The organism is Laceyella sacchari (genome assembly GCF_004343255.1).
Taxonomy (GTDB): domain Bacteria; phylum Bacillota; class Bacilli; order Thermoactinomycetales; family Thermoactinomycetaceae; genus Laceyella; species Laceyella sacchari.
In genome coordinates this window covers 1,376,807-1,391,887 of the sequence record NZ_SMDD01000001.1, presented here as the reverse complement: position 1 = coordinate 1,391,887, position 15,081 = coordinate 1,376,807, and the positions used below count along the sequence as shown (strand labels likewise).

Annotated in this window: 15 protein-coding genes; 12 read left to right on the top strand and 3 right to left on the bottom strand. The window is 52.8% G+C overall.

Annotation, left to right across the window (positions count from 1 at the left end):
* From EDC32_RS06715 to EDC32_RS06665, 11 genes are all read left to right on the top strand, one after another.
* Positions 1–861 (top strand): sugar phosphate isomerase/epimerase family protein, encoded by an 861-nt coding sequence (locus EDC32_RS06715; protein WP_132220726.1) that lies wholly within the window; start codon positions 1–3, stop codon positions 859–861.
* Positions 858–1,889, top strand: a complete 1,032-nt coding sequence (locus tag EDC32_RS06710) for a Gfo/Idh/MocA family protein (protein WP_132220724.1) — start codon at positions 858–860, stop codon at positions 1,887–1,889. Before EDC32_RS06715 ends, EDC32_RS06710 begins: the two co-directional genes overlap by 4 nt.
* A complete protein-coding gene (locus EDC32_RS06705; protein ID WP_132220722.1) occupies positions 1,886–3,127 on the top strand; it encodes a neutral/alkaline non-lysosomal ceramidase N-terminal domain-containing protein in 1,242 nt (413 codons plus the stop codon). Before EDC32_RS06710 ends, EDC32_RS06705 begins: the two co-directional genes overlap by 4 nt.
* Before the next feature lie 51 nt (positions 3,128–3,178).
* A complete protein-coding gene (locus EDC32_RS06700; RefSeq protein WP_132220720.1) occupies positions 3,179–4,147 on the top strand; it encodes an ROK family protein in 969 nt (322 codons plus the stop codon).
* Positions 4,148–4,184: 37 nt separating this feature from the next.
* Positions 4,185–5,234 (top strand): SIS domain-containing protein, encoded by a 1,050-nt coding sequence (locus EDC32_RS06695; RefSeq protein WP_132220718.1) that lies wholly within the window; start codon positions 4,185–4,187, stop codon positions 5,232–5,234.
* A gap of 94 nt (positions 5,235–5,328) precedes the next feature.
* Complete coding sequence (locus tag EDC32_RS06690; protein WP_132220716.1) at positions 5,329–6,201, top strand: class II fructose-bisphosphate aldolase; 873 nt, start codon at positions 5,329–5,331, stop codon at positions 6,199–6,201.
* Between the two features lie 34 nt (positions 6,202–6,235).
* Entirely contained in the window at positions 6,236–7,027 is a 792-nt protein-coding gene (locus tag EDC32_RS06685; protein ID WP_132220714.1) for a glucosamine-6-phosphate deaminase, read from the top strand.
* A complete protein-coding gene (locus EDC32_RS06680) occupies positions 7,014–8,207 on the top strand; it encodes an N-acetylglucosamine-6-phosphate deacetylase (protein WP_132220712.1) in 1,194 nt (397 codons plus the stop codon). Before EDC32_RS06685 ends, EDC32_RS06680 begins: the two co-directional genes overlap by 14 nt.
* Positions 8,200–8,955: a sugar isomerase domain-containing protein gene (locus EDC32_RS06675; RefSeq protein ID WP_132220710.1), complete on the top strand. Its 756-nt coding sequence runs from the start codon at positions 8,200–8,202 to the stop codon at positions 8,953–8,955. Before EDC32_RS06680 ends, EDC32_RS06675 begins: the two co-directional genes overlap by 8 nt.
* Positions 8,956–9,045: 90 nt before the next feature.
* Positions 9,046–10,014 carry a 1-phosphofructokinase family hexose kinase gene (locus EDC32_RS06670; RefSeq protein ID WP_132220708.1) on the top strand — a complete coding sequence of 323 codons (969 nt, stop codon included), beginning with the start codon at positions 9,046–9,048 and terminating at the stop codon, positions 10,012–10,014.
* Positions 10,015–10,299: 285 nt separating this feature from the next.
* Positions 10,300–10,497 carry a uracil phosphoribosyltransferase gene (locus EDC32_RS06665; protein WP_132220706.1) on the top strand — a complete coding sequence of 66 codons (198 nt, stop codon included), beginning with the start codon at positions 10,300–10,302 and terminating at the stop codon, positions 10,495–10,497.
* Between the two features lie 42 nt (positions 10,498–10,539).
* On the opposite strand, the gene EDC32_RS06660 is transcribed toward EDC32_RS06665, so the two are convergent.
* The 3 genes from EDC32_RS06660 to EDC32_RS06650 form a co-directional block, all read right to left on the bottom strand.
* Positions 10,540–11,415 (bottom strand): carbon-nitrogen hydrolase family protein, encoded by an 876-nt coding sequence (locus EDC32_RS06660; RefSeq protein ID WP_132220704.1) that lies wholly within the window; start codon positions 11,413–11,415, stop codon positions 10,540–10,542.
* 3 nt (positions 11,416–11,418) lie between these two features.
* On the bottom strand, positions 11,419–12,045 hold the full coding sequence (locus EDC32_RS06655; protein WP_132220702.1) for a GNAT family N-acetyltransferase: 627 nt from the start codon (positions 12,043–12,045) through the stop codon (positions 11,419–11,421).
* A gap of 266 nt (positions 12,046–12,311) precedes the next feature.
* Positions 12,312–13,433: a CapA family protein gene (locus EDC32_RS06650; RefSeq protein ID WP_259435510.1), complete on the bottom strand. Its 1,122-nt coding sequence runs from the start codon at positions 13,431–13,433 to the stop codon at positions 12,312–12,314.
* 211 nt (positions 13,434–13,644) lie between these two features.
* Here EDC32_RS06650 and asnS point away from each other — a divergent pair, with 211 nt between their 5' ends.
* The gene (gene asnS, locus EDC32_RS06645) at positions 13,645–14,937 is read left to right on the top strand and encodes an asparagine--tRNA ligase (RefSeq protein ID WP_132220698.1); all 1,293 of its coding nucleotides are present in this window, start codon (positions 13,645–13,647) and stop codon (positions 14,935–14,937) included.
* Positions 14,938–15,081 lie beyond the last annotated feature (144 nt).

Sequence of the window (15,081 nt, the reverse complement as noted above, 5' to 3'; positions counted from 1 at the left end):
ATGCTCAAACGGTTGGGTGTGGTGACCGACGAAGTGTCGAGTGACTTGACTGAAGCGTTGGATTGGGCCGCAGACCAGGGGTTGTCGCATGTGGAAATCCGTATGGTGAACGGAAAAAATGTTGTACATTTGACCGATCACGAGATCGCGTGGGTGTACGAAGCGGTGGTGAAGCGTGGCTTGTTTGTGTCGACAATCGCTTCCCCGTTGTTCAAATGCGCCCTTGATCCGTCACGCCCGGTGGCTTCTGGGGACAGGTTCGGCCAACCTGAAGAGGATATAGCTACACACTTCGCTATGTTGCACCGCACGATCCAGATAGCCAACATGTTGCAAACGAGAAATATCCGCCTGTTTTCGTTCTGGCGGGAACGGGAACCACGGCGGTATCAAGCGGAGATTGTCGGTCATTTGCGACAGGCAGCCGCAATAGCGGAACAAGAACGGATGTTGCTTTTGCTGGAAAATGAACCGTCTTGCAATGGTGGATATGCCGAAGAAGTAGCCAGTCTTGTAGAAGAAGTCGATTCTCCTGCCCTCCGGGTGCTGTGGGATCCCGGCAATGAAGAGTACGGGGGTCGCCCTGCTTTTCCGGAAGGGTACAGATGGGTGAAGGATTGGCTTGGCCATGTGCATTTGAAAGACGCGTTGGTCGACGACCACGGTAAACCGCAATGTGTGCCGATTGGCCTTGGCCGAGTGCGCATGCTAGAACAGTTGCAAGCGCTAGAAGCCGATGGGTACAAAGGATACTACACCATTGAGACGCACTACATTCCGCCGGGCGGAACCGCAAAAGATGGCACGCAACAGTCGTTAAGAGGGTTGCAAAAGCTCCTGAAGGAGGCGGAGTGGTTGTGAAAACCTGGGGGTTTGCCTTGATTGGTTGCGGGGCGATCGCCGAGTTCCACCTGCAAGCGATCCGCAAGATAAAAGGGACCCGGCTGGTAGCAGTCGCCAGCCGGGATGAGCGGAAAGCACGTGCTGTCGGTGAGCGTGAAGGATGCAAATGGACAACGGATTACCGTACATTGTTGCGCAATAAGGAAGTGGACATCGTTTGCGTGACGACCAGCAGTGGTAGCCACGGCGCCATCGGCTTGGAGGCGCTACAGGCGGGAAAACATGTGGTGGTAGAAAAACCGCTTGCGATGAGCGCGGTGGAGGCGGATCGCCTGATCCAAGCGGCAGAAGCAAACGGTCTTTATTTGACGGTGGTGTCACAACGTCGCTTTGAACCGCAACACCAATTGGTCAAACGCGTCTTGGACAGCGGGGGGATCGGTAAATTGCTGATGGTGGAAGTGGCCTGTCCATTTTATCGCCCACAAGCGTATTATGACAGTGCAAAGTGGCGGGGGACGTTGGCCGAAGACGGCGGGGCGCTGATGAACCAGGGCATTCATTCCATCGATTTGATGTTATGGTTGGCTGGCCCGGTTCGGTCGGTTTTCGGCAAAACAGCCACCCAGACGCACCGTATGGAGGCAGAGGATATGGGCTTGGCTGTACTCACGTTTGCCAATGGAGCATTTGGCACACTTCTCTCTTCCACCAGTATTCGGCCGGGCTTTGCACCCACTCTCTCTTTTTATGGGGAAAGCGGCACCATCAAATTGGAAGGGATGGCGATCACACATTGGAGCGTTCCCGACATGCCACGGCCGCAACTTGACGGGGGACGTGGCGACGGAGCGGGTGTCACTGATCCACGTGCCATCCCATCTGAATATCATCAATTGCAACTAACCGACTTTGTGAACGCATTGGCTGAAGGAAGGTCCCCTGCTGTTGCTGCCCGTGAAGGAAGAGATGCTGTACGGTTGATTGAGGCAATTTACCAGTCCAATGCATCGGGTAAGGAAATACACTTGGGGGATGACACATGACACCGGCATTGGCATTGGGAACGGCCAAGGTTGACATCACCCCGACTTGGCCGGTGCCATTGGCGGGATTTGAAGGGCGGGTAGGGAAATGTCGTGGTGTATCTTTGCCATTGCACGCCCGAATGTTGTTTTTTGAACAGCGGAACGACGTCGGGCAAACACAGTCGGCGTTGCTTGTGTCGGCTGATCTGATCTGGTGGGGGCCAGAATTGGTTGAGAGTTTGCGCCGCCGCTTGGCGAAGAGATGGGGGATCGAGGCGCCGTTTTTCATCCTGCATGCGACACACACCCATTCGGGACCACAGACAACCCACCGTTTTTCTCCCGCATTGGGAGAAGCCGATCCAGGGTATCTAACATGGTTGGAAGAGAGACTGCTTCAGGGGATTGCATTGGCTACTGCCAATGTGGAGCCGGTGGTAGTGGAGCGGGGAAAGGGCGCCTGCCGCTTCAGTATCCACCGTCGCAAATGGGTTGCCGGAAAGATTGAGATGGCGCCCCATCCCGACGGACCCGTCGATCCGGAAGTGCATGTGGTGCGTTTCCGCACGAAAGCGAACCAAACCAAAGCGTTGCTCGTCCATTATACTTGCCACCCCACGACCACGGATGAGCCGCTCGTTTCGTCCGAGTATCCCGGCGCGGCTATGGCACTGCTTGAAAGCCGTTTGGATTCGGGGGCAGTGGCCGCATTTTTACAGGGATGTTGTGGTGATGTTCGGCCTGCATTGGTCAAAGAGGGGCGGTTTTATAGAGGCGGTGAGCGGGATGTTTACCAGCTGGGCAAGTTGCTCGCGGAGGAAGTGACCCGGGTCTTAAACCAACCAATGGAAACATTGGCTCCATGTCGTTTGATCGGGAGAATGACGCATGTCCCGTTGCCTTTCCAATCATTGCTGGTCCGGAATGAGTTAGCGAGGGATGAACCTTGGCATCATTTGCCTCCCATCCCGTTGGAGATGGCTTGGTTGAAGCTGTGCGAGGGGCTGTCGTTGCTGATGATGAATGCGGAGATGGTGGTCGAATATGGATTGTTCATCAAACAACGATTTGCGGGGGCTGTGTTGCCCGTGCCTTATAGCAACGGCATGATCGGATATGTGCCCACGCAACGCCAGGTGGTCGAAGGCGGTTATGAGGCGCGGGAGTCGATCGTTTATTTCTGTCTGCCTGCTCCGTTCAAAGCCACCATCGAAACGGCCATCCATGAAGCGATCAACCGGCTGATCGAGCAGTGATCACTTCTTGCAGATGGTGCGGCGATTGTCGTGAAACGGGGGCGAATCATCATGAAATATCTGGTGGGAATTGATGTGGGTGGCACCAACATCGTATGTGGGCTGTTGGATGGTGAAGGTCGTCTGCTTGAAAAAATCAAGCGGCCAACCGAAGCCCATCTTGGCAGTGATCATGTGCTGGAGGTGATCGCCCAGACGGTGAGGACACTGATTTCATCTCGAAATACGGATACCAGTCAAGTGTTGGCCGTGGGAGTGGGGAGTCCCGGACTCGTTGATCCGGAACAGGGGATTACCCTATTTGCTGGAAACCTCGGTTGGCACCGTGTGGAAGTGGCAAAACAGTTGAGCGAAAAACTGAATCTTCCGGTTTTTGCTGACAATGATGTGCGGATGTATGTGTTTGGCGAAGCGATCACGGGTGCCGGCAAGGGATATGACCATGTGCTGGGAATCACGCTTGGCACGGGGGTAGGTGCGGCAGTGATCGTCCGGGGTCAAGTCTATTATGGCGGCGGTTTTATGGCTGGCGAGCTCGGACACATGAGGATGGAGGGGGAACAGGCTGCTTGTGCTTGTGGCATGCAGGGGTGTTTGGAGACGGTCGCTTCGGCCACGGGCATTGTCAGGCAGGTGCGCGGAGCTGTTGCCCAGGGGGAACAGAGTGTTTTAGGTACTTGGTTTCCCACTGCCAATCTGTCGGGATTAACGGCGGCCGACGTCTCCAAAGCGTATGACGCCGGTGACCGGGTGGCGCAGGAAGTGCTGGATCACACCGGCAGGGTGTTGGGCCGGGCTTTAGCATACGCCGTGACACTGTTCAGTCCGGACGTAGTCGTGATCGGCGGGGGAGTGGCCGAAGCGGGAGAGCGGTTGCTTGCGCCGATGCGGGAAGAATTGCAACGATCCGTTTATCAAGGATATTGGTCGCGCCTTGCGATACGCACGGCCTATTGGCCGGATGATGCGGGGGTGATCGGCAGCGCGCTTTACGCCAAGCAAAAAGTGGAGGAGGCGTGACGGCTCATCACTTAATTGAGAAAAGAGGAGGAGACGGATGGTGCAAACACACACCTACCGGGAAATCAAACAACAGCCAGAGACTTGGCGGGAGACGATCAAATTAGTGCTTTCCAAAGCGGCGGAGTTGAAACAACTCTTTAACAACCTCCATCCGGATGAAGTATTGTTCACTGGATGCGGAACGTCTTATTACATTGCGATGACCGCGGCATCGACATTTCAGGAAAAAACGGGAATTTCCGCTAAGGCGGTACCTGCTTCGGAAGTTTTCCTCAATCCCGGTGCCGTTTTTAGTAAGAACAAACGGACGGTGTTGATTGGTTCCTCCCGTTCGGGAAACACCACGGAGGTTGTTCGAGCAGTTGCCTTTGCCCAGCAAAACAAACTGGCACATTGCCTCGGGATTACCACCCGACCAGATAGTGAGTTAGCCCGCATAGCAGATGAAGTGATCAGCTTGCCTCACTCCCAGGAGAAAAGTGTGGTCATGACTGGCTCATTTACAAATCTGTTGCTTGTTTCACAGTTGCTTGCGGGTATCCTGTCTGCGGACGAAGGTTTTTTGACGGAATTGTCATGCTTGCCCGACATCGGTGCGTCGGTTATCGCCCGTGTCGAACCAACCGCAGAATCAGTGGCGGCGGATGAAGCGTATGGTCATTTTATTTATCTGGGTCTTGGTGCATATCTGGGTTTGGCCTATGAAGGGATGTTGAAGTTAAAGGAGATGACGCAACTGTACGCTGAAGCGTTTAACCCGCTTGAATTTCGCCACGGCCCGATTTCGGTACTGGACGGGCAATGTCGGGTTCTTCTGTTGAGTAATGGGGCGATTCGCTCATATGAGCGAGCGTTGGTGGATGATATGCGGAAGTTTGGAGCTGACGCGGTGGTGTTGGGCGATGGATTGGATGATTTCCATTGCAACGTGAAAATTGCATTGGACAGCGGTTTGGGCGATCTCAGCCGGAGTCTGTTGTATTTGCCATTTTTGCAACTGTTTGCTTATTACCGTACGTTGAAGATGGGCTTAAATCCCGACTCACCGCGTAATCTGGAGCAAGTGGTTGTGCTGGATGAGTAGGTCTTGTTATCTATTCGCTTGGCAGGGGTGCAAGACAACTGCTTTTCCAGTCAGTTGAGGCAATGGGCGGAATGGATGAGGAGGGGATGTCGCCATGCCATTGGTAACTTCAAAAGCCATGCTGGAAGATGCATATCGCCATCATTACGCTGTTGTGGGATTTGCCATCCATAATTTGGAGGTTATGAAGGCTGTGACCGAAGCGGCGGAAGAACTGGAGGCCCCTGTCATTTTCCAGACAACCCCACGGACGATTCACTATGTTGGGCTGGATTATATGGTGTCGATGGCAAAGGTGGCCGCACAGTCTGCCAAGGTACCGATTGCGTTGCACTTGGATCACGGAGACAGCGTGGAGACGGTAGTCCGATGCTTGCGTGCTGGATATACGTCATTGATGATTGATGGCTCTCATCTTCCATTTCAAGAGAATGTGGCGCTGGTCAAACGGGTTGTGGAGATCGCCCATGCCGTTGGCGTGCCCGTGGAAGCGGAGTTGGGTACCATTGGCGGAGCCGAGGAGGTAGGTTCTGTCGGTGAAGCGGAAGCCACTTATACGGACCCCGCTTTGGCGGAAGAGTTTGTTGCCCGAACCGGAATTGATTTTTTGGCTCCGGCGTTCGGCACGGCGCATGGCGTTTACAAAGGCGAGCCTCAACTGGATTTCGCCAGGTTGCAAGCGATCTCTCGGCGCGTCGCCATCCCGCTGGTCATGCATGGAGCGTCAGGTGTGCCGGATGATGGGGTGCGGCGGTCGGTGCAATGTGGTGTCAGCAAGGTGAATATTTCTACTGAGCTGAAATTGCCGTTTGCCGAAGCATTGCGAGACTACTTGCTTGCACATCCGAATGAGGCCGACCCCCGCCGCTATTTCCTTACAGCGCGGGAAGCGGTCAAACAAGCGGCCAAGAGAAAAATCCTGCTGGCGCAACAAAGCAAAGGGGAAGCCAGCGATTCGTCGACGTAAGCACCGCGTCCAATTGCGGGAAAGGGGGAGGGGCATGGATGCCAGATGGCAACCGGTCGTGCAAACCACTGTGGACCATTTGCGGATTCGCGTCTATAAGAGCCGAGATGCCATGGGTGCGGCGGCCGCGGCCGAGGTTGTGAACAAGATGAAGGAAGTGCAAGCACGTAAGGGAAAGGTTCGTATGGTGTTTGCGGCTGCACCGTCGCAAAATGAACTACTCATGCATCTTTGTCACGCAGAAGGAGTGGATTGGTCATGTGTTGAGGCGTTTCATATGGATGAATATATCGGGTTACCAGAGGACTCACCTCAGCGATTTTCCTATTATCTGCAAGAACATTTGTTTCGCCACGTCCACCCGGGGCAAGTGCAACTGATCCGGCCAGACGGTGATCCAGAGCGGGAGTGTACCAGGTACGCCCAGTTGTTGAGCGAAGCGCCGATCGACATTGTGTGCCTGGGGATTGGCGAGAATGGACATATCGCATTTAATGATCCTGGCGTGGCTGATTTTAATGACCCCGCTGTTATCAAAGCAGTTTGCTTGGACGAAAAATGCAGGCAACAACAGGTAAACGACGGGTGTTTCCCTGATCTTGCATCCGTTCCCAAGACTGCGCTGACTCTGACTGTGCCAGCACTGATGTCCGCTGATCACCTGATTGGCGTCGTACCAGGTCCGACAAAGCGCGAGGCGGTGCGCAGAGCTCTTACAGGTCCCGTGTCTGAGGACTGCCCTGCGTCGATCCTGCGCAGGCACCAAGATGGGGTATTGTTTCTGGACACGGTTGCATACGGGGTGAGCGAATATGCAGAGGACTGAGATCCGACACATCGAGGGAGTGGATTATCGGACGGGATGTTCGATTGCGGTGGAAATCGAGAGGGGAATTATCAGCCATATCCGCCGTATTCAGAATCGATCGGGTTTGCCGTGGCTAGCTCCCGGACTGGTGGACTTGCAGGTGAACGGATTCGGTGGGAAGGACTTGAATACACCGCCTTTTTCCCCCGATTTGGTCATCGCCCTGACTCACATGTTGTGGCGGGAAGGGGTGACTGCTTATTTGCCAACCGTTATCACCAACCATGACGAAGGAATTGAAGAAGCGGTACGGGCCGTTGCTGAAGCGATCCGGCAGTCTCCTGCACTTGACCGTGTGATACCGGGAATCCATTTGGAAGGCCCGTTTATCTCACCGCAGGACGGCCCGCGAGGAGCTCATGATCCCGCCTTTGTTAAAGCTCCGAATTGGGAACTGTTTGAGCGATGGCAAAAGGCGGCGGACGGACGAATCCGCTTAGTGACCTTATCGCCGGAGTGGCCAGGCGCACACGAATTTATAGAAACCTGTGTCCGACACGGGGTGAAAGTGGCCATCGGTCACACTGCGGCCAATACTGAGCAACTTGCATTAGCGGTGCGGGCTGGAGCAACCCTGTCTACTCATCTCGGCAACGGTGCACATCCGATGCTCCCCAGGCATCCCAATTACATTTGGGATCAGCTAGCCGAGCCGGACTTGTGGGCGTGTATGATTGGTGACGGGTTTCACTTGCCTGATTCGGTCATCAAAGTGATTATGCGCGTGAAGCGGGACAAAGCCATGCTGGTCAGTGATGTGGTGCAGCTGGGCGGGCGTGAGCCGGGGGAGTATGAGACACATATCGGCGGCCGTGTGGTGTTGACACCGCAGGGCAAACTCCATCTGAAAGGTAGGCCGCAGCTGTTGGCCGGTTCTGTCCAGACCTTGCGGCAGGGCGTATGGAACTTATTTAAGAAACAACTGTGCGGATTGCAAGATGCATGGGACATGGCATCGATAAGACCTGCCGCTTACTTGGGATTGTCGGCGCGGCGGGGATTGGCTGTCGGTGCGCCGGCTGATTTGGTCGTGTTTGAACCGGAGGATGAGGAGGTGCGGATACTCCGCACGATCAAACAAGGGGCGATTCTGTATGAAGCAGACACCCATATGCAAGGGGGCGGTGCCGATGGCTGAGACCATCATGGAACAGTATTTGCGGAAGATCGTCGCTCACTTGGAATCACTGCGTGAGGAAGCGGACGCGGTCAATCGAGCGGCGCGCCTGATTGCCGACCATGTCAGCCAAGATAAGATCGTTTATGTGTATGGCCCAGGGGGTCATTCCAATCTGGGGGCGCAGGAAGTCTTTTTCCGGGCCGGGGGGCTGATGCATGTTAGTGCCATCCTTGATGAAGGAACCCTTTTGAGCGGAGGCGCCTTGCGCTCGATGGCCATCGAACGCACTCCGGGATACGGGACGATTGTCATCGACGATTACAATCTGCAAGCGGGTGATTTACTTATCATCGTCAACGCGTATGGAATCAACGCGGCGACGATCGACGCGGCGCTGGAAGCGAAACGGCGGGGAGTGACCACCATCGGCGTCACCTCTGTGAAACATGCCACTGCCACACCGGAGAACCATCCAGCACGCCATCCGAGCAAAAAAAATCTGTTTGAATTGGTTGATGTGGTTTTAGACTGCAAGGTAGAAGTGGGAGATGCGGTCATCAACATTCCAAATCTGGATCAACCGGTCGCCGCCATGTCTACCTTTGCTAACGCTTACTTATTAAATTGTGTGATGGCGGAGGCGGTACGACAGATGGTGCAAAAAGGGATCACACCACCGATTTGGATGAGCGGCAATGCACCAGGCGGAGATGAGGCCAATGCGCGGTTTATCGAACGGTTCAAGGGGCGCATTAAAAAGTTGTGACGATATAAATGGGTGCTATCTCTGAATTGGTTGTCATATTTTTCCGTCAATGCCTCGCGCTCGATTTGTAAGGCAGATGAGGAGGGGGATATGAGCCGGATTTTGACAGTGACATTAAATGCCGCTTTGGACATCACGTATGTAGTGGATAATTTTCAAGCTGGGGAAGTACACCGAGTGCGGCAAAAGTATACCCAGGCGGGAGGAAAAGGCATTAATGTAGCCCGGACCATTCACCGTTTGGGAGGGACAGTGACGGCGACCGGGTTTGTGGGCGGGGACAATGGGCAAACCATCATCAGAAAATTGCGGGGAGAGGGAATAGACGCTGTATTTTGCGAAGTCCCGGAGGGAGAGTCGCGCATCTGCTTATCCATCATTGATGAAAGCTACCTGAAGGCGACAGAGATTTTGGAGCCGGGCTTACATGTGACAGCTGGCCTAATGGAGCGGTTAAAAAGGCGTCTCCAATCTCTGATCACTCCAGGTATGATCGTCGTGTTTTCCGGGAGCTTGCCGCCAGGTCTTACGATGGAGGAATGGCGTAGCTTGCTTCGCTTTGTCCGTCAGCGGGGCGCGCGTGTGGTTGTTGATACCAGTGGTACGGCCTTGGCGGACGCCATCGCTTGTCAGCCCAGCATCATAACACCGAACCAGTATGAGTTCGCGGCTTTGACGAAAGCGGATGCCGGGGAGCAACCGACGGCGCCAATCCTCCAACACTGGCGCAAACCATTGGCTGACTTAGTCTTAAAAGGAATCGACTTTCCCATTATTACGCTGGGTGACCAGGGGGCTGTCGCTTATCACCGATCGATCTATTACCATGTGCCTGCACCGCGAGTCGATGTGGTGAATCCCGTCGGCTCAGGCGATGCATTTTTGGGGGGACTTGTGTGGAGTCTGGCCAACGGTTCTATTGCAAAACGTGCGCTGGCCACAGCGGTGGCGGCTGGAGCGGCGAACGCGGCGCACCCGGTGGCCGGCATGGTTGATAGAAATGTTGTCACCACACTGGCTGATCGTGTCTTGGATGAGATCGAAGAAGAAGGAGAATGATAGGGTGATTTGACTTGTTCATTTATCGAGATCATAAAGTTGGGGAAGCGTGAAACGAATGAGAAAATGGTTTTGGAGGCGCTAAATTTCAGAAGAGGGCTTAGGGTTGCTCGCTGACGATCTCGATGGCTTTTGTTGGGCTTGCCTTGATGATGTTTTTGTGATCAGTCACCTGAGTGGGGCGAATGCATGATTAACCCGGTTCCAAAACAGTTATAACATGGCTATTGGAATGGGATCACCAGTTGATACACCATAGGAAACAAAAAGGGAGAGAAACGAACGATGGCCAGAAGCAAAGCGAAAAAACACCGACTAAAACAAATTAGGGAAGGCAAACTTGATCCTGCCTTAAGCCGTGAGATGTGGGCGATCAATCCCGTAGCTAGAAAAACGCCAACAAAGGAGGAGAGAATAAGAAAGCGTGAGAAAAAGCACTTCTCCAATAATCTGGGGGAGGCTTTTTATTTGCATATAGCATAAGGCACGATCCCTGATAATGATCGTGCCTTTCGTTGATTATGTTTATTGAGATAGTTGGCCGGCCAACTGTTGGTATAACTCAGGCTTCCGATCCCGATAAGGAGAGACTTGCCCTTCTTCCCAGTTGCGCTTCAGTTGGGTAAGATCGAGATCGACAATGACCAGATCTTTTTGCATGCGATCTGTGATACACAGTACGCCATTAGCCGGGAATGGAAAGTCGCAAGGTGAGAAACAGCCGCTTTTGGCGTAACCTGCATCGATCTGCGGAATGTACGGCAAGCTTCCAACCATTCCGCTCAAGGCGACAAAGCGTTGGTTCTCGATCGCCCGCGCTTGGGCGCAGTGGCGGACGCGATAGTAACCGGATGCTTGATCGGTATAAATGGGATTGAGGATGAGCGCCACTTCCTGTTCAGCCACGATGCGGGAAAGTTCCGGGAATTCGATGTCATAACAGACGAGAATAGCCACTCGTCCGAAAGCTGTCTCAATGATATTAAGGCGGTTGCCTGGGGTCAGATGCCAGCAATTGCGTTCCTCAGGTGTCAAATGGAGCTTCTGCTGGGTCTCGATTCTACCGTCCGGGAAAAAGAGATAGGCTTCATTTACATAGCCGTTGCCAACGCGGTGGATGTGCGTCCCCGCCAGGATGATAATGCCAGTGTCGTGACTTAAATCGCTGAAAAAGTGGATGTATTGATCGGTGAACTGATCAAGGTAAGGAGCCGCTTCATCGTGGGCGAGCGGCTCGCTCAAGGCCAAGAGGTGGGCGGTTAAGTATTCTGGATAAATCAGCAATTGTACCCCGTCAGCTTTCGCTTGGTTCGCATCGCGCCGGATGCCATTCCAAAAGTCCACTTCCGACTTTAAGGGTGCCAGCTCGTATTGCACAATGCCGATGCGCAGTGGTTTCATTGTTCATCCCTCTTTTTTGTATGGATTTTTCCATTCCACCAAGACGGCAAAATGGCAAGACTCCTCATCATCCAGGTAATGTTCCAAAATTTGCAAAGGTTCAAGTCCCTGACTGAGCATAAAGCTAAGTACGCTATCTCTTATTTCGTTTTGTTTCACTTTCCTCACGTATGCATCAACCGACAGCGCCTGCTGATAGCGGTGATAGCCTGGGATTCGGCATCCGGCGATCAGCCGCGTCAAGCCTAAGCGCACCACCAGCTCTTTGCGCGCTTGATATAGTGCTTGCGCTATGCCTTGACCGCGGAATTGTGGCCGCACGCAAACATCGATGCCGTATAGACTGTCCCCGTCTTGGACATGGGTTCCTTTGATATACCCGTTGTCAGATACCTCTGCCCACGTGTGGGGCTTGCCTGTGTAGTGGACAATCAAAGCGGTCGCCGAACCGGCCGCTACCCCATCCACTTCAGCCAGAAGGGCCCCTTCGGGAAATGTGTGGACATGGGCCGAGATCTGATCGCGGTTCCACAGGAGATCCTCAGGGAATGGAGGCGGGAAGGACTCTTTTTGGATCTCCAGCAGTTGCGGAAAATCGGCGAGCGTGTAAGGACGGACCTGGATGTTCATGGGGAGCCACCTTTCTTTTAGATTGGATACATCAATTTATTATATCTTAATTTTTTTGTGAACTGGGCGACAATAAAACCGAACGTTTGGAAAAGGTTGCCTGGCTAATGTGGTGTATGAACTACAAATGCCGGAAGCACAGGGATGGCGGGATGAAAAAAAGCACTTTCATATGAAGAAAGTGCTTAAGCTGTTAGATTAATTTAAAAACGACTGGGAACGCGAATGAAGTGAAGCGCGTTAGGGCTTTGCCCATATAATGGGGGTCATGGGCAATATACGGGAAAGGTTCCTTTCGCGTTGATTAAGGAAGTGGTGTGTTGCCATACGCTTTGCCATTTCGCTTTGGTGATGCCAGGATATGGCGGCAGTCGCTCCGGCAATCGTTCCGTGAGTGGAAGCACAGTATATTGTAAGCCTTTTTGACCAATATAGCGGTGGGTCAAAGTCGGCAAATACGCGATGTTGTCCAATGTGATCTGCTTGGTGTCCGGGTGTTGCACCACATCAAAATACCAAATGATCCCCTCGTCAGTGTACCGTTTTTGCTGGTTGGAGATGAAGTTACCCATCGAATAAATGATCAGCTTGTCCTGGCCATTGATGTTTACTTTTTCGGCATGTTGCACCACATGGGGATGGTTGCCCAATATTACGTCCGCCCCGCTGTTCAAGATCTGTCGGGCGATACTGATCTGCTTGGGGTTTGGTTGGCGTTGGTATTCCACCCCGAAGTGAAGAGACACGATGACCGTGTGTGCCCCCTGCTTTTTCGCGTCAGTAATATCTTTGGCAACCTGCGTAAGGTTTAGCCGGTTGACCAGATAAGGTTTTTCTTTGGGGACGGGCAGGCCATTGGTCGATTCGGTGTAAGCGAGAAAAGCCAGGGTTAAGCCGTTTTTGCGCACCAACACCGGCTTTCTGTCCTTTGCCGACGGGGCTGTGCCGATCGGCTGCATGCCTGCCTTCCGCACTTGTTGGTAAGTTCGTATCACCCCTTTTTCGCCGGTGTCCATCGCATGATTGTTGGTTGTACTCAAAAGGTCTACGCCGGCGTCAGTGAGGGCTGTCAAGATTTCATCAGGCGCGTTGAATCGGGGGAAGCCGCTGAAAGGCAATCGTTTGCCGGCCAAAGTCATTTCCAGATTGCCGATGGTCAGGTCGGCGACGGAGAGGTAAGGCTTGATATCCTTGAAAAAGGGTCGGAAGTCGTATCCCCCTGCCGCGGTTTTGCCCGCTTTTATTTGCGGCATATGCATCATTACATCGCCAAATGCCGCTATTGTAACAACCTTGGGTTGAGAGGGTACCGGGTTGGCTCTGGGCGGGTTCTTTGAGGAAGGGGGGTGCGCACGCGGAATCCAGAAGGAGGAAAACAGAATGGCCAAAATGAGGAGAAAGAAAAGGGCTGCAAATGTTACTGTCTTTTTCAGAGAGAGTCACCTACTTCGTTGTTAGTAATTTATTTAACTTTAATTTATATGTTATAAACTTATGGCATGTTTATGCATGAGTGGGATGATGGCGGTTCATTGACTGTTCAAAATGCAGAGTTGTATAATTGAATCGGTTTAACTTAAGAGATGGGGGTTTACATACGTGCTAACTACGATTAAAGACGTAGCCGCGCATGTTGGCCAGGAGGTCAAATTGGGCGGTTGGCTATATAATAAGCGCTCAAGCGGAAAGATCCAATTCCTGCAATTGCGTGATGGCACCGGGTTTATTCAGGGCGTGTTGGTGAAGAGCCAAGTCGCTCCGGAAGTATGGGAAGACGCGAGCAAATTGACGCAAGAAAGCTCCCTGTACGTGACCGGGACCGTTCGGCAGGATGACCGGGCGCCAAGCGGATTTGAGCTTGATGTGAAACATGTGGAAATCATTCAAGTGGCAGAGGAATATCCGATTACTAAAAAAGAGCATGGTGTCGACTTCTTGATGGACCATCGCCACTTGTGGTTGCGTACACCGCGCCAACGTGCGATCCTTACCATCCGCGCGGAAATCATCCGGGCCATTCAAGAATTCCTTGATCAAAAAGGATTTACCTTGGTTGACCCGCCCGTGTTGACGCCTTCTTCTTGCGAAGGAACGACCAACCTTTTCCACACCAAATATTTTGATGAAGACGCTTTTCTCACGCAAAGCGGCCAGCTCTACATGGAAGCGGCGGCTATGGCTTTGCGCAATGTATATTCTTTCGGTCCCACGTTCCGTGCCGAAAAGTCGAAAACGCGCCGCCATTTGATTGAGTTCTGGATGATCGAACCGGAAATGGCTTTCGTCGAACATGAGCAAAGCTTGGAAATCCAAGAACAGATGCTCAGCTATGTGGTGCAGCAAGTGCTGAAAAATTGTGAGCGTGAATTGAAAACACTGGATCGGGATATCAGCAAATTGGAAAAAGTGCAGGCACCTTTCCCGCGGATTACCTATGATGAAGCGGTTGAGTTATTGCATCGGGAAGGGTTTACCGATTTCAAGTGGGGTGAAGACTTTGGCGCACCTCATGAAACGAAAATTGCCGAAAGCTTCGACAAGCCTGTTTTCATCACGCATTATCCGACCGAGGTCAAAGCTTTCTACATGAAACCAGATCCCAACCGTCCGGAAGTGGTATTGTGTGCCGATTTGATCGCTCCGGAAGGATATGGAGAAATCATCGGCGGAAGCCAGCGGATTGACGATCCTGCCTTGATGGAAGAGCGTTATGCCGCGCATAACTTGCCGCTTGAGGCATACCAATGGTACCTGGATTTACGCAAATACGGCAGTGTACCGCACTCTGGCTTCGGATTGGGCTTGGAACGGACCGTTGCCTGGATCTGTGGCTTAGATCATGTGCGTGAGACCATTCCATTCCCACGCATGTTGAACCGACTGTATCCGTAATAGGAGACGCGCATCGTTTGTGAAAGCCATTTTTTCACCGCCGTTCGTTGTGGGGAAAAATGGCTTTTCGCATTGCGGGCTGGAAATCTTTCAACGTGTTTTTGTTTTTCAAGTCTATATCTGATTATCCGTGCGTGATATAGT

Bases quoted from the DNA above. Each gene is read 5' to 3' on its own strand.
- EDC32_RS06665 (WP_132220706.1), top strand. From the start codon at position 10,300: ATGGCCAGAAGCAAAGCGAAAAAACACCGACTAAAACAAATTAGGGAA.
- EDC32_RS06675 (WP_132220710.1), top strand. From the start codon at position 8,200: ATGGCTGAGACCATCATGGAACAGTATTTGCGGAAGATCGTCGCTCAC.
- EDC32_RS06680 (WP_132220712.1), top strand. From the start codon at position 7,014: ATGCAGAGGACTGAGATCCGACACATCGAGGGAGTGGATTATCGGACG.
- EDC32_RS06705 (WP_132220722.1), top strand. From the start codon at position 1,886: ATGACACCGGCATTGGCATTGGGAACGGCCAAGGTTGACATCACCCCG.
- EDC32_RS06660 (WP_132220704.1), bottom strand. From the start codon at position 11,415: ATGAAACCACTGCGCATCGGCATTGTGCAATACGAGCTGGCACCCTTA.
- EDC32_RS06700 (WP_132220720.1), top strand. From the start codon at position 3,179: ATGAAATATCTGGTGGGAATTGATGTGGGTGGCACCAACATCGTATGT.
- EDC32_RS06685 (WP_132220714.1), top strand. From the start codon at position 6,236: ATGGATGCCAGATGGCAACCGGTCGTGCAAACCACTGTGGACCATTTG.
- EDC32_RS06670 (WP_132220708.1), top strand. From the start codon at position 9,046: ATGAGCCGGATTTTGACAGTGACATTAAATGCCGCTTTGGACATCACG.
- EDC32_RS06690 (WP_132220716.1), top strand. From the start codon at position 5,329: ATGCCATTGGTAACTTCAAAAGCCATGCTGGAAGATGCATATCGCCAT.
- EDC32_RS06715 (WP_132220726.1), top strand. From the start codon at position 1: ATGCTCAAACGGTTGGGTGTGGTGACCGACGAAGTGTCGAGTGACTTG.
- EDC32_RS06655 (WP_132220702.1), bottom strand. From the start codon at position 12,045: ATGAACATCCAGGTCCGTCCTTACACGCTCGCCGATTTTCCGCAACTG.
- EDC32_RS06695 (WP_132220718.1), top strand. From the start codon at position 4,185: ATGGTGCAAACACACACCTACCGGGAAATCAAACAACAGCCAGAGACT.